At 46.6% G+C, this 12,618-nt stretch carries 12 protein-coding genes; 2 read left to right on the top strand and 10 right to left on the bottom strand.

Going from position 1 to position 12,618, the window contains the following annotated elements; genetic code table 11:
• The 4 genes from queA to murI form a co-directional block, all read right to left on the bottom strand.
• Positions 1-967: tRNA preQ1(34) S-adenosylmethionine ribosyltransferase-isomerase QueA (gene queA / locus AOQ29_RS04855; RefSeq protein WP_061993396.1), on the bottom strand; the 967-nt coding region annotated here is incomplete at its 3' end.
• 49 nt (positions 968-1,016) lie between these two features.
• Positions 1,017-2,075 carry a Holliday junction branch migration DNA helicase RuvB gene (ruvB, locus tag AOQ29_RS04850; RefSeq protein ID WP_061993395.1) on the bottom strand — a complete coding sequence of 353 codons (1,059 nt, stop codon included), beginning with the start codon at positions 2,073-2,075 and terminating at the stop codon, positions 1,017-1,019.
• Positions 2,076-2,203: 128 nt separating this feature from the next.
• Positions 2,204-2,809, bottom strand: coding sequence for an XTP/dITP diphosphatase (locus AOQ29_RS04845; RefSeq protein WP_061993394.1), 606 nt, complete (start codon positions 2,807-2,809; stop codon positions 2,204-2,206).
• A 45-nt stretch (positions 2,810-2,854) separates the two neighbouring features.
• Positions 2,855-3,676 carry a glutamate racemase gene (gene murI, locus AOQ29_RS04840; RefSeq protein ID WP_061993393.1) on the bottom strand — a complete coding sequence of 274 codons (822 nt, stop codon included), beginning with the start codon at positions 3,674-3,676 and terminating at the stop codon, positions 2,855-2,857.
• Positions 3,677-3,773: 97 nt separating this feature from the next.
• Here murI and AOQ29_RS04835 point away from each other — a divergent pair, with 97 nt between their 5' ends.
• Complete coding sequence (locus tag AOQ29_RS04835; RefSeq protein WP_061993392.1) at positions 3,774-4,676, top strand: YslB family protein; 903 nt, start codon at positions 3,774-3,776, stop codon at positions 4,674-4,676.
• Between the two features lie 126 nt (positions 4,677-4,802).
• On the opposite strand, the gene AOQ29_RS04830 is transcribed toward AOQ29_RS04835, so the two are convergent.
• The 4 genes from AOQ29_RS04830 to AOQ29_RS04815 form a co-directional block, all read right to left on the bottom strand.
• Positions 4,803-6,167: a DEAD/DEAH box helicase gene (locus AOQ29_RS04830; RefSeq protein ID WP_061993391.1), complete on the bottom strand. Its 1,365-nt coding sequence runs from the start codon at positions 6,165-6,167 to the stop codon at positions 4,803-4,805.
• 15 nt (positions 6,168-6,182) lie between these two features.
• Complete coding sequence (locus AOQ29_RS04825) at positions 6,183-7,151, bottom strand: DHH family phosphoesterase (protein WP_061993390.1); 969 nt, start codon at positions 7,149-7,151, stop codon at positions 6,183-6,185.
• Between the two features lie 107 nt (positions 7,152-7,258).
• On the bottom strand, positions 7,259-8,350 hold the full coding sequence (gene dinB, locus AOQ29_RS04820; RefSeq protein ID WP_061993389.1) for a DNA polymerase IV: 1,092 nt from the start codon (positions 8,348-8,350) through the stop codon (positions 7,259-7,261).
• A 178-nt stretch (positions 8,351-8,528) separates the two neighbouring features.
• Positions 8,529-9,275: a helix-turn-helix domain-containing protein gene (locus AOQ29_RS04815; protein WP_061993388.1), complete on the bottom strand. Its 747-nt coding sequence runs from the start codon at positions 9,273-9,275 to the stop codon at positions 8,529-8,531.
• 274 nt (positions 9,276-9,549) lie between these two features.
• Between AOQ29_RS04815 and AOQ29_RS04810 the strand changes: the two genes are divergently transcribed.
• Positions 9,550-10,263: a hypothetical protein gene (locus AOQ29_RS04810; RefSeq protein WP_061993387.1), complete on the top strand. Its 714-nt coding sequence runs from the start codon at positions 9,550-9,552 to the stop codon at positions 10,261-10,263.
• Between the two features lie 187 nt (positions 10,264-10,450).
• On the opposite strand, the gene rplS is transcribed toward AOQ29_RS04810, so the two are convergent.
• Complete coding sequence (gene rplS, locus AOQ29_RS04805; protein WP_061993386.1) at positions 10,451-10,813, bottom strand: 50S ribosomal protein L19; 363 nt, start codon at positions 10,811-10,813, stop codon at positions 10,451-10,453.
• A 141-nt stretch (positions 10,814-10,954) separates the two neighbouring features.
• The coding region (locus tag AOQ29_RS04800; RefSeq protein ID WP_061993385.1) for a phospho-sugar mutase at positions 10,955-12,618 on the bottom strand (1,664 nt) is incomplete at its 5' end.

The raw sequence follows: 12,618 nt of genomic DNA, 5'->3' as shown, positions 1-12,618 counted from the left end.
TAAAGGCAGCAACCAACATCACCAAGGTCGACTTAGGCAAGTGGAAGTTGGTAATGAAGGCATCCACAACCTGCCACTGGTAACCCGGCTTGATAAAGATGTCGGTCCAACCAGAGTCGGCCTGGATCTCACCTTCGAACTTCGAACCGATGGTTTCCAGAGTCCGAATCGAAGTCGTTCCCGTCGCCACAATCCGGCCACCGCGGGCCCGAGTTGCGTTCAATTGGGCAGCCGCTTCGGCTGTCAACTGGTAGAACTCTGAGTGCATTTGGTGGTCTTCGATGTTTTCTTCTTCGACCGGACGGAAGGTTCCCAGCCCGACGTGGAGGGTTAATTCGACCAAATCAACGCCCTTGTTGGCCACCTTTTGTAGTAATTCTGGTGTCCAGTGTAGGCCGGCCGTTGGGGCCGCAGCAGAACCATCAACCTTAGAATAAACCGTTTGGTACCGTTCCTGGTCAGCCAACTTTTCCTTGATGTATGGTGGCAAAGGCATTTCACCCAATTCGTTTAGCCGTTCCATGAAGATCCCGTTGTAGGTAAATTCAACGTAGCGACCGCCGTGTTCCAATTCACCAACGATTATTCCAGTCATGACCGGGTTTTCAGGGTCATCCCCGAAGAGGATGGTTGACCCAATTGGTGACTTCTTCGCTGGCTTCACCAACGTTTCCCAGACGTCATCGTGGTCTTGGCGTAAGAGCAAGACTTCGGCATGACCACCGGTTTCAGGACGGATACCATGCAAGCGAGCGGGCAAGACCCGGGAGTTGTTCATCACTAGGGCATCACCGGGGTTGAGGTAGTCCAAAATGTCATAAAAATGGCGGTCTTCATAGGCCCCAGTTTCCGCATTCAAAACCAACAACCGGGAAGTATCCCGGTCCTTTAGTGGCGTTTGCGCGATTAACTCTTGCGGCAAGTCGTAGTCAAAATCTGCTAATTGGTAATGTTTTTCTTCAGTCATAAATCTCTTTTTTCAATTCTTGTGTTAATTATTCTTCGACCAACTAGGTTTAAGCCAGGTCTTCCGGAACGGGACGACCGAGATGGCGGTATCCCGCCTCAGTCACAACCCGCCCTCGCGGTGTCCGTCTTAAAAAGCCTAATTGGAGGAGGTAGGGTTCGACCATCGACTCCAGGGTATCCGACTCCTCACCAATATTGGCGGCAATCGTATTCAAGCCGACCGGACCACCATGGTAAAAATCAATCATGGCGTTCAACAACTTGTGGTCGGTATCGTCCAAGCCCTTTTGGTCAACGCGGAGCTTATCCAAGGCCATCTCCACTAGGTCGGTATCAATCGAATCCGCCCCGGCCACTTGAGCAAAGTCACGAACCCGCTTCAAAAGGCGGTTGGCAATTCGTGGTGTTCCCCGCGACCGGGAAGCCACGGCATAGGCCCCATCTTCCGTAATTGGTGCTTCAAAGATATCGGCCGTCCGTTTGACGATTTGTTGGAGGTCTTCGGGTTGGTAGTACTCCAAGGAGTTAATAATGCCAAACCGGTCCCTTAAGGGCTTCGACAACATTCCTGGTCGAGTAGTTGCTCCCACCAAGGTAAAGGGTGGGAGAGGAAAATGCACGGCCCTAGCCGTTGGCCCCTGGCCGACCATGATGTCGATAAAATAATCTTCCATCGCCGAATAGAGCATTTCTTCAATGTTCATTGGCAGACGGTGAATTTCATCGATGAACAAGACATCCCCTGGTTCCAAACCATTCAGCAAGGCTACCAAGTCACCGCCCTTTTCAATCGCTGGCCCAGATGCCGTTTTCAAATGAACATCAAGCTCGTTAGCGATAATCATTGCCAAGGTCGTCTTCCCAAGTCCGGGTGGTCCAAACAGCAAGACGTGGTCCAAGGCCTCTTCCCGCATCTTGGCCGCCTGCAAATAAACCGCCAGTTCCTCTTTCAAGGCTCCCTGGCCGATATACTCACGCAAATACTTGGGCCGCAATGAGAGTTCATCTTGGTGGTCCCGTTCATTGGCCGCAACGTCTCGTAACAGTTCGTCCGTAGCATTTTGGCTTTCAAACCAAGTGTTAAATTGTGGATTTTCTTCAGTCATTATTACTATTATAACGCATTTATTCTGGAACTTCGGTCCAAGATTACCCTCAAATCACCAGCAAATGAAAACTCGGTATTCTAAATGTGAATACCGAGCTTATTAATTTATTGGGTTAATTAAATTGCTTACTTGGCCAACCATTCTGGCAGAGCCTGCAATAACTTTTCCAAGGCCCGGCCCCGGTGTGAAAGACCGTTTTTTTCACTAACCGTCATCTGGGCAAAGGTCTTGCCGGCTTCGGGATAATAAAAGATTGGGTCATAGCCAAAGAGGTTGTCACCGGCTGGTTCTGTCGTGATGACACCATCAACTTGGCCACTGACCTTCAAGTCTTCCTTTCCCGGACCGACTAATTCCATTACCGTCATGAAGTGGGCTGACCGGTCACCACCATCAAGAGCAGCTAACTTGGTCAAAACCTTTTCGTTATTGGCTTGGTCATCGTGGTCGCCAGCATAGCGGGCTGAGTAGACCCCTGGTTCGCCGTTCAAAGCTGGGATAATTAAGCCAGAATCATCGGCCAAGATGTAGTCTGCTGGGTAAGCTGCGGCCAAAGCGGCTGTCTTCTTGTGGGCGTTCTCCGCAAAGGTCGTTCCATCCTCAATGATTTCCGGTACTGTCTCTAAGTCCTTTAAAGACAAAACCGTAAAATCAAGGTCGGCTTGATCCAAGGCATCCTTGATTTCTTGGACCTTGTGGGCATTTCCTGTCGCAATAATTAGTCGTGGCATTAATTTTTCCTTTTAATCGTTAGTTCTAACGTTACAGTGAACGCTTTAATCTTGGCTTGGTAAGTCTAGATGATTGAAGTGCCAATCGTGTTCCTGACCCAACCATTGGCTGGCAATCTCGCTAAAGGTCTCTACCGATCCAGTAGTGGATAAGTTGTAGTTAGCTTCGTGGTTATCGTCGGCATCTAACCCTTGGTCTTGCAAAATTTTAGCCAATTGCTCGGCGGTCGCAATCCCAGGATCAACCAAGGTAACGTCCGGTCCTAAGGCTTCTTGAATGGCCGGTGCCAAGAGTGGAAAATGAGTGCAGCCCAAAACCAGGGTATCAATCCCCTCTTCTTTGAACGCTGCCAAATGGTCAGCCATCAAGGCTGGCACATCATCATCCTGGTAGCGGTTTTGCTCAACTAATTGGACAAAGTCCGGTTCAGCCTGAGCAAAGACCTGGCTGTCAGGAACTGCGGCTTTGATTTCCGCCTGGTACTGACCAGAATCAACCGTTCCCTGGGTCGCAATCACCCCAATTTTTTTGCTCTGACTGGTCTTAACAGCCGATTGGACACCCGAATCGATGACCCCTATGACCGGGATTGGTAATTCGGCTTGCAGTCCCGGCAAGGCACAGGCAGTAGCAGTGTTGCAGGCAATCGCTAAGGCCTTGATATCGTGTTCTTGAATCAGGTAGTCCGCAATCTGTCGAGTAAACTTCGCGACTTCGGCTGGATTTCGTGGTCCATAAGGCATGCGTGCCGTATCGCCGACATACGCAATTGATTCATTTGGCATTTGTTGGGCAGCCGCTTTTAAGACGGTGAGCCCCCCAATTCCTGAATCCATCATTCCAATTGTTTTATTATTGTTCTTCATATTTATAATTATCAACCGTTCTAGACAAAATGCAAGCCTTTCACCCTGTTTAGCCCGACTTTTTGCTATAATAACGGATAGAAAGGAATCTTTACTTATGTCAAATGCTAGTGCCAAGAACCAAACTGCAGCCAACCGAACGGTTGATGCCTTTGCTCCAATACTTTTACGTGATGCCCTTTTAGCAAACTTGTTAACCGACGATTATGCTAACATCACTTACTGGGCTGGTAAACAATTAGCCCGTCAATTCCCAATTGAGACTAGCGCTGACCTTCCTGACTTCTTTACTAAGGCTGCCTTTGGTGATTTGACCTTAAAATACCAGGCTGCTGATCAACAGGAATGGCTTTTGTCCGGCCCAGTTGTTCACGACCGCCTAGCAACCAATCCGCAAGCCGATTTTTCACTTGAAGCTGGTTTTATCGCTCAGCAAGTGGAAAAACAAGATGAAGCTATCTCCGAAGGAACCGTCCAAATTTCAAGTCGGCAAGAAGTTGTTGTCATTACCATTTTGACGGATATGGATCATCAGATTTCTGCCCTGACTTCTTCAGAACAAATGGCCATGCGTGACCATTTCTTAGACCAAGCCGAAGAAATTGCGGCTACCCCAGCCCCACTCCAAGAATTGGTAACTGAAGTGGTCGTCGAAGACGTACCAACTAGCACTAGTGCCGCAGTCACTGAACCTACTGCCCTCGCTGAAACCAGTGAAAGTGCTGTCAGCCAAGCTGAACCTGCTATTTCGATTAATGACTGGCAACAAACTTCAACACCTGCAGCTGAAGAGCCTGCTCCACTTGTTGAAAGTGAAACAACCGTTTCTGAATTGGCTGACCCAGCTGAAAGCCAATCCGCTACCGAAATCGAATTTCCCGAAAGTGAATCAGCAGAATCACTTTCATTGGAACAATCTATCACGAACTCATTGCTCGACTTTGGTAAAGAACTCCAACAAAAGACGCGCGAAGATATTGATGCTAATCGCCGCCGATAAGTTAATTTAACGTATCAAGGGTCAACTAACAGCTGTTAGTTGACCCTTTTTTGTACTCATATTTTTTCGAATAACTGTCATAGACACAAAAATCCTCCCAAGAGTACTCTTAGGAGGCTTTTGCTTTTAATCGTTGCCTTCTTTGTTTTGGCGACGAGTATTACGACGGTCTTGTCGCATTTCAATTCGGTGGTCCATTTGGCGCTTACGCTTAATCTTGTTCTTGATTTGGCGCTTGTAGCCAGGCTTAACGTTCTTCTTCTTTTTCTTAACCATCCCGACCATTTCTGGGTCGAGCTTGTTTGTGGTGGCGTTACGTTGGACACGGGCTTTCCGGTCCTTAACATCCACGATTTCATCGCCACGGATTTGCTTGTGGGCGAATGTCACCCCAAACTTTTCCAAATCAGCAATCCGGTCTTCTTCATCAGGACCGTACAAAGTCACGGCTGTTCCAGCCATCTTGTTCCGGCCTGTTCGACCAACACGGTGAACGAAGAATTCCAATTCATCGGGCACACCATCATTGATGACGTGTGATACACCTTGGATATCGATTCCACGAGCAGCCAAATCAGTGGCCACAACGTATTGGTAATCGAGGTTTAAGACACCCTTCATCACCCGACGACGTTCACGTGGTGGAATATCACCATGAATTTCGGCAACCTTCAAGCCGCGACCACGTAAGTGAGCGGCCAATTCCTTGGCCCGTTCCTTGGTGTTGGTGAAAATCAAAGCTAGGTATGGGTTGAAGATTGACAACAACTTGTCAATGACTTCTTCCTTGTTCTTTGACTTCGTTGGCACCAACCAGTTGTCAATCGTATCAGCGATTGTCGCTTCGGTTGGAATGGTCTGGAAGTCAGGGTTTGATAGGTACTTCTTCAAGAAAGGCTTTAATTTTTCAGGCATTGTTGCTGAGAAAATCAACGTCTGTAAGTCTTTTGGCATGGCGCCGGCCAAGAAATCAACTTCATTCAAGAAGCCCATGTCCATGGTCATGTCGGCTTCGTCGACGACCAGTGTCCGCACTTGGTTAACGACCAAGGCCCCGGTTTGAACCAAGTCCTTCAATCGTCCCGGAGTTCCGATGACGATTTGGGCTTGGTGCTTTTCCAATTGACGGATTTGGCGGGCCTTATCGGTTCCCCCAACGTACTCGGCAATTGAGACCTTAACGAGTTCCATCTTTTCCGCAAATTCACGGGCAGCCTTGGCAATTTGTGCGGCCAATTCCCGTGAAGGAGTGGCAATCACTACCTGAGTTTGAGCCAATTCAGGCTTCAAGGCGTTAAAAATTGGGACTAAGAAAGTGTGGGTCTTACCAGACCCGGTTTGTGATTGACCAACCACATCCCCACCACGCAAAATCGTTGGGATTAAGCGAGCTTGGATTGGTGTCGGTTGGTCAAAGCCAATGGCTTTTAGAGCCGCCAGCACTTCTGGTTTTAAATTATATTCACCAAATTGTTGGTTTGAACTTGTCATAAAATTTCCTTAAATTTATTTCGCTTGGTTAGCTTTTAAAGCCTTATCCACCCGGTCAATGACCTTTTGGATATCAGCTTCATCATAAGCCCAAGCACCTGCGGCCATTGGGTGGCCACCGCCATCAAAGTCTTGTGCGATTGTATTAATCACAACAGACCGTGAGCGGAGACGGACCCGGTAGTCGCCATTTTCTTGTTCTTCAAAGATTGCCCAGGCTTTCACCTTGTCAATCCGTGATGGGATGGAGACAACAAAAGATGTCCCTGCATTGCCGAGATCAAAGCTGTTAATCAGGTCACGCTTCAAGACCACGTAACCAAAGCCAGATGGCAAGACATTCACATTTTGCATCACGTAACCAGAGAACTTAACCGCGTTCTCTGACAAAGTTGTCATGGCATTGTAGACCTTTTGGTAGTCAAAGCCATAGTTAATCAATTGGCCAGCAACTTCAAAAGTTTCTTGGTCCAACGAATACAGGAAGCGACCAGTGTCACCGATGATGCCGATATAGAGGTAGCGAGCGGCTTCCGGCGTCATCTTCAAGCCCTGGTCAGCCAAGGCTTGGTAAAACTGGTAAATCAATACAGAAGTAGCTGAGGTTTCATCCTCAACCCACTGCCAATCCCCGTAAGGTTCCACATTGGGATGGTGGTCAATCTTAACAACTTCCAAACCATTGCGCCAACGTTGGTCATCGACCCGAGGGTCATTGGCCGTGTCACAGACAATCACCAAAGCCTTGTTATAGGCTGAATCTGGAATTTCATCTGCTAATGGCTTGCCATCCCCAATCCAGGCCAGGCCAGGAATTTCCTTGCCGACGGCATAGATTTTCTTTTCAGGGAAAGACGCCTTTAAGATGGCTTGTAACCCTAATTGTGACCCATAGGCATCTGGATCAGGACGTTGGTGGCGGTGGATGATAATGGTATCATACCGCTTGATTTGTGCTAAGATATCTTCTTGAATTTTGGCCATGATTGCCCTTTCAACTTTTATTACTATCTTTCATTATACAGGATTTTGACCTGAGAGGAAAAAAAGCCCCAGATTTCATAAAGTTTAATTTATTGATGAGCCTTCCCTTACAAATCAAAGAGTGAAATCGACTGGAAAGCCTGGGGACTAACGTTGGAAAAGGTCAGTCCCAGGAGGCGGATGGCGAAGGTATCGGGGTAGAGTTCGTCAAAGATATTCTGGGCCTGACGGGCCAAGAAATCGGCATCCAGCAAGAAGGGTTCCGTCTGGGTAATCGACCGTGTCAGGGTCTTATACTGGTCATCACGGACCTTGATATTGAGGGTTCGACCGACCAAGTGCTTGGCCTCCATATTGGCAACCACCTTCGTCGCCAAATTTTTAAAGGTGACCGCCACCTGCGACCGGTCATGGATGGCAAACTCAAAGGTCCCCTCCTTACCAACCGACTGACGGACCCGGTGGTCCTTGACTTGCCCAAAGTGGGTCGCCCGGGCCTGCCAATACAGTTGATCACCAAAAGACCCAAAGTGCACCCGGAGTTCGTCTTGGCTCATCGCCCGTAAGTCGGCCCCGGTCTTGATGCCCAGCTGTTCAAACTTTTCCTGGGACTTTTTCCCGACCCCACGGAATTCCTTGATGGGCAGGGCCGCCACGAAGTCCATGGCCACATCGGGGCTAATGACCGTCACACCATTAGGCTTGTGGTGTTCCGATCCCAACTTGGCCAAGACCTTGTTGTAAGAGACGCCCACCGAACAGGTCAAATGCAATTCCGACCAGATTCTGTGCCTTAATTTGGCTGCTAATGTTGCCGGTGCTAAGGGATTGGCCGTCACATCGAGGTAGGCCTCATCCAAGGCGACCGGTTCATACTTGGTCGTAAAATCAGCAAAGATTTCATGAATTTGGCTCGAAATTGCCCGATACTTCTCAAAATCGGGTGTGACAAAGACCGCATCGGGACAGGCCCGCTTGGCCTCAATCGACCCCATCGCCGAGTGAACCCCAGCTTGGCGGGCAATATAATTGGCCGTTGCCACGACTCCGTGACCGTGATGGAGGTCTGGATCACTCCCGATGATCAGGGGGACGTCGCGCAAGGCCGGGTTATCCCGCATTTCCACTTGGGCATAAAAGGCATCCAAATCAACATGTAATATCTTTCGCTCATCCAGCGCTTCTAAAAATTCGGCCATGGTCATCCCCCTTTCTGGCTATATTTCTTGACAAAAGAAAAAGCCCCGGTTGCACCCAGAGGCTTTCCAACGAGGCCATTGCCTCAACGATTTCTATGTCTTCATTATAGCATTGAGATAGGTTTAATCAAAGTGCTGGCCTTAAAGATAACTGACGCAGGAGTTCGACTTTCCTGACTTAATTTGTTGAATCATGAATCCCCATCGACAAATGGATGCTGGATTTTAATTTTTTAACGTCCTTAGCCATCATCGGATTTTTGTCATTTTCTAGCCTTTGTAACGCCTTCAAATTACTTTTGGACAGGTCGCTGACAGACTTTCCAGGAATAATTTGGGCCGTTTTAACAAAGCTTCCCTTATGGTAAACCATTACATACGGATCAGTCACTCCTGGATTACTACCCGTTTGCAGAGTTAGCTTTGACCACTGGGTGCCCATTTCATTATCAGTAAACCAAGCGGTCCACTCACCATTATTCTTACTTTTCAGGCTAATTGTCTGATCACTTGGCAGTTTGGTATAGGCGGTTGTATAGGACAAAAAAGGATTAAAGCGGTCAATAGTCGGAATTCCCCGCAGGTAGCCAACCGTTAAAGTGCTAACCCAAACTACTAAGAGTGCCACAATCGTTCCCAAGCCGATTGAAATCCTTTTGTACCGTCCTTTTTTTACCAAGTCCTTATCGACTTTTGTCGCAATATTTTGTTCAGCTTCTGCCATGATGTTTTCTCCAAACACTAATTTTTCAAAAGAGACATCAAATAATTGACTAAGTTCTCTTAAAGTATCAAGGTTTGGATAATTCTTGCCAGTTTCCCAAGTTGAAACAGTCTGTCGACTAACATGCAACTGTTCAGCTAGTTCCTGCTGGGTTAATTTTTTCGTTATCCTTAATTTCTTAATATCTTCTGGAAAGCTCATCTCTTTCTCCTATTATTAAAGCTGACTAATTTCCTATATCCTAGCAAATGGTACTGGCATTTGAAAAGCAAGTAGAACTAGCATGGACGATAAATGGCTTAGTATTAGCATTCATTTGAAATTAATCATCCATCACCAAGTCATCTCATTGAACCTGAGAGGGTTCATTTAATTTTGTATTTAGAATAACAATAGATTAAAATCAAAGTGTGAACTATTTATTTAATCGTGTTTTTAACATATTAATGCTAAAAATTACGTCTAAGGAGTCCCAATGGAAAACAAAGAATTAAAAAGAAGTAACAAGCCCCTTCCAAAGCATCATCACTGGGTCTTGATCTTGACCCTCATCGTATTATTTGTTGCACTTAGTACAGGTGCCTATGCGCTCGGAAAATCTGGTAAGAATACAGTCTCATCAAATAAAAGTTCTCATCAAATTAGTACACAAAAGTCAGCTAATGCTATTTCTCAGTCTTCATCTCTATCTGATTCCCAGTCTTCATCACTATCCGATTATGCAGACAACTCTAGTTCAACAAGCCAGCTCCCAACCATCACAAAAAATGAAACAGACTATGGTTTTAAAGTCCTTCCCTATGACATGCAGCACGGGCAAGTAGATTATGGCTTGTCCGAAAGAACCACTACTACCATCAAAAATATTCAAGCATATATCGGCCATAGTTCAAATGTTATTCCAATGACTAGTGGTACCATTAATCCGCCTTCTTACTCAGGAGGCGGATTATACCCAGATGGTGTTCAGTTTTGGCATACTCAACTAACAATCGACGGAACCAAACAAAATGTTGTGGCCGCATACGCTCGCCAAGGATTTTTCCAAATTTTCACAGCTGAGCCGACTGATAAGAATTATTGCTTCACCTACAACGGAACTGCTAATTTTATTGGATCAGCTGACTTAGATAGTGCAGCGCAAGATACAAATACAACTCACTATTACGACACTGACTTTTCTTCATAATACTTACAAGAACATCATTATCTTAACTTGAACTACGAGAGCCTTGGTTTATCCACCAAGGCTCTTTTTTATTGCTTACTAGCACTAGGTAATAGTGATTGCAAAAATACTCGTTAGATATTTTGAGACACGTCGATTTTTAAGGCAAAAGAAAAAGCCACCACAAAGTGGTAGCTTTTCACTCGAATTACTTGGCGTCGATACGACGTTCGCGGATACGAGCAGCTTTTCCTTGCAAAGCACGCAAGTAGTAAAGCTTGGCACGACGAACGCGACCCAAACGAGTAACTTCGATCTTGTCAACACGTGGTGAGTGAAGTGGGAATGTACGTTCCACACCAACACCTGATGAAATCTTACGAACAGTATAAGTTGCTTGGATACCAGCACCCTTACGCTTGATAACAACTCCTTCAAAGAGCTGAACACGTTCGCGACTTCCTTCAACGATACGAGCGTGAACACGTACTGAATCACCAGCACGGAATTCAGGAACATCGTTCCGCAATTGGTTTGAAGTTAACTTTTCTAAAATGTTGTTTTGACGCATGGTCATTTCTCCTAATCGGGAATCATACACTTGTCCTTGGACTAACGCACAGCGGATTACCGTTAATTTATGGCTTTATAGCCAAAATCAATTATAACAAAACCGACAGGTTTTTGTAAAGGGTGACTCGGTCTGGAATAATCAGGCCTTAATTTGCCCGCCCATTTCAGCTTCAATGGCTGCAACCTTATCGTTGGCTTCGGCCTGGCTATCCGCCACAACGCCGATGTAAAGCTTCAACTTTGGTTCTGTTCCGGAAGGACGCAAGGCAATCCATGATCCGTCGGCCAACCAGTATTTCAAAACATTGGCCTTAGGTTGTGGCAAGGTCTTGACGGCACCGGCACGGTCAACTTGAGTTTGGGCCAAGAAGTCTTGGGTGGCCAAAACCATTTGACCGCCAACCGTTTCCAAGCTTTGGTCGCGGAACTTCGTCATCAAGGCTGACATTTCTTCATGACCATTCACGCCAGGAAAATCAAAGGCCAAGGTCTTTTCTTCGAAGTAACCAAATTGGTCATACAAGACGTTCAAACCATCAGCAAAGCTCATGTTTTGTTCCTTATAGTAGGCTGCCATTTCAGCAAACAAGACTAAGGCCTGGATAGCATCCTTATCATGGGCAAATGGCTTAACCAAGTAACCAAATGATTCTTCAAAACCAAAGAGGTAAGTGTAATCATGCTTTTCTTCAAAGCGGTCAATCATCGCCGCGATGTACTTAAAGCCAGTCAAGACATCAAGGGTAGCCACACCATAGCTCTTCGCAATTTCACTGGCAAAGCGAGATGAAACGATTGAGGTCACAATGGCTCCATTATCAGGCAAGGCATTGTGCTTCTTCTTAGCTGACAAGAGGTAGTTCACCATCAACCCAGCAATTTGGTTCCCTGACAAGACTTGGTAAGTCCCATCAGCCAATCGAACAGCAGCACCCATTCGGTCAGCATCGGGGTCAGTGGCCACAACCAAGTCGGCTTCTTCTCGCTTGGCGTATTCAATCGCCAATGACAAGGCGGCTGGATCTTCAGGGTTAGGCTTCTTAACCGTTGGGAAGTCACCGTCTAATTCGGCTTGTTCCTTGACGATGGTGTAGTTAGTAAAACCAGCCTGTTGCAAAGCCTTTTCACCAATGTATTGACCAGTTCCGTGCAATGGTGAGTAAACGAACTTCAAGTCCGCCCCCTCTTTTTTGATCAAGTCGTGGTCAACTGAAATTGTCTTAACTTCAGCTAAGTATGCTTGGTCCAAGTCATCATCAACGACTTGAACTGTCTTTTCCGTTTGGTCACGGGCGATTGAAAATTCATCTTCAACCGCAGCCATGCCATCGATAACGGCCTGAACAGCTTCGGGAACCATCTGGCCCCCATCAGCGCCATAAACCTTGTAACCATTATCTTGCTTGGGATTGTGCGAAGCGGTAATCATGATTCCAGCAAAGGCCTTTAAGTGGCGAACTGAAAATGATAATTCTGGTGTTGGCCGCAATGATGAAAAGCGGTAAACCTTGATACCATGGGCTGACAAAACTTGACTAGCAACCTTGGCAAAGTCTTCTGAATGGTGACGAGAGTCAAAGGCAATCACGACCCCAGCATCTTGTGCTGCTTGGCCGTTTTGGTCAATGTAGGCGGCCAGGGCTTCAGTAACTAAGGCCACCATCACATCATTAATGCGGTTAGTTCCAACACCCATTTGTCCCCGCATTCCCGCAGTTCCAAATGGTAAGTTTTGATAAAAAGCGTCTTCTTGGTCAGCAGGACTTAATTGCTTTAATTCAGCAGCTAAATCTGCAGGTAAGT

It is taken from the genome of Fructobacillus ficulneus, from assembly GCF_001047075.2.
In the GTDB taxonomy this organism is placed as follows: Bacteria; Bacillota; Bacilli; order Lactobacillales; family Lactobacillaceae; genus Fructobacillus; species Fructobacillus ficulneus.
Note: the sequence above shows the minus strand (reverse complement) of the source record. Positions and strands in the feature narration are given on the sequence as shown.

Excerpts from the sequence above, each read along its gene's own strand:
- ruvB (WP_061993395.1), bottom strand. The coding sequence starts at position 2,075 with ATGACTGAAGAAAATCCACAATTTAACACTTGGTTTGAAAGCCAAAAT.
- AOQ29_RS04845 (WP_061993394.1), bottom strand. The coding sequence starts at position 2,809 with ATGCCACGACTAATTATTGCGACAGGAAATGCCCACAAGGTCCAAGAA.
- murI (WP_061993393.1), bottom strand. The coding sequence starts at position 3,676 with ATGAAGAACAATAATAAAACAATTGGAATGATGGATTCAGGAATTGGG.
- AOQ29_RS04835 (WP_061993392.1), top strand. The coding sequence starts at position 3,774 with ATGTCAAATGCTAGTGCCAAGAACCAAACTGCAGCCAACCGAACGGTT.
- AOQ29_RS04830 (WP_061993391.1), bottom strand. The coding sequence starts at position 6,167 with ATGACAAGTTCAAACCAACAATTTGGTGAATATAATTTAAAACCAGAA.
- AOQ29_RS04825 (WP_061993390.1), bottom strand. The coding sequence starts at position 7,151 with ATGGCCAAAATTCAAGAAGATATCTTAGCACAAATCAAGCGGTATGAT.
- dinB (WP_061993389.1), bottom strand. The coding sequence starts at position 8,350 with ATGGCCGAATTTTTAGAAGCGCTGGATGAGCGAAAGATATTACATGTT.
- AOQ29_RS04815 (WP_061993388.1), bottom strand. The coding sequence starts at position 9,275 with ATGAGCTTTCCAGAAGATATTAAGAAATTAAGGATAACGAAAAAATTA.
- AOQ29_RS04810 (WP_061993387.1), top strand. The coding sequence starts at position 9,550 with ATGGAAAACAAAGAATTAAAAAGAAGTAACAAGCCCCTTCCAAAGCAT.
- rplS (WP_061993386.1), bottom strand. The coding sequence starts at position 10,813 with ATGCGTCAAAACAACATTTTAGAAAAGTTAACTTCAAACCAATTGCGG.